This window comes from Falsiroseomonas oryzae (assembly GCF_027856955.1).
GTDB lineage: Bacteria > Pseudomonadota > Alphaproteobacteria > Acetobacterales > Acetobacteraceae > Falsiroseomonas > Falsiroseomonas oryzae.
On sequence record NZ_JAPSMD010000873.1, the window covers coordinates 1 to 1,004 of the forward strand.

1 protein-coding gene is annotated in these 1,004 nt (G+C 77.0%); it reads right to left on the reverse strand.

The genetic code is table 11. The features are described from left to right. The coding region (locus OZN99_RS32380) for a sensor histidine kinase (RefSeq protein ID WP_270939290.1) at window positions 1–1,004 on the reverse strand (1,004 nt) is incomplete at both ends.

Genomic DNA, 1,004 nt, shown 5'->3' on the forward strand with positions numbered 1-1,004 from the left:
CGGGGCGGTCGGGCGCGGGCGGCGCATCCGCCGCCGCCCGGGCGACGGCGACGGGCAGCCAGAGCGAGACGGTGGTGCCGGCGCCCGCGGCGCTCTCGATGCCGAGCCGTCCGCCCGAGCCCTGCGCGAAGCTGCGCGCCATGGTCAGGCCGAGACCGGTGCCCTGGCCGAGCGGCTTGGTGGTGAAGAACGGGTCCGCGGCGCGGGCCAGCGTCTCCGCATCCATGCCCTCGCCCGTGTCGGAGACGGCGAGGCGCACGTAGCGGCCGGCGGCCAGCCCGGTCGCGTCGCCGTCCGCAACCTCGGCAGTGTCCGCCGAGATCGTGAGCGTGCCGCCGGCGGGCATCGCGTCGCGCGCATTGGTGGCCAGATTGACCAGCACGGTCTCGAGCTGGCTGCGGTCGGCGAGGATCGGGGGCAGGCCGGGCTGCGCGCGGACCTGCACGCGGATGCGCGGGCCGAGCGTCGCCCCCAGCACCTCGCGGAGGCCTTCCAGCAGCTCGACCACGGGCAGCGGCTCCGCCCGCAGCTCCTCGCGGCGCGAGAAGGTCAGCAGGCGGCGGGTGATGGACTGGCCGCGCTGGGCGGAGTCCTCGATCATGCCGGCCAGGCGCTGCACCGCGGCGGGGTCGGCGACGCGGCGGCGGATCAGCGTGACGCCGCCGAGCACGGCCTGCAGCACGTTGTTGAAGTCGTGGGCGATGCCGCCGGCCAGCTGCCCGACGGCCTGCACCTTCTGCGCCTGCAGCAGCGCCGATTCGGTGCTGCGGCGCTCCGCGACCTCGATGCGCAGGCGCTCATTCGCCTCGGTCAGTTCCCGCGTGCGGGCGGCCACCGCGGCTTCCAGCGACTCGGCATGGCCGCGCAGCGCCTCGTCGCGCCGCTGCAGCGCCGCGGCCATGTCGTTGTACGCGGCGGCGAGCTGGCCGAATTCCGAGCCGCGGCCGCAGGCCGGCGCGCGCACGCCGAGGTCGCCCTCGCGCCAGCGCCGGGCCGCGGCCAGC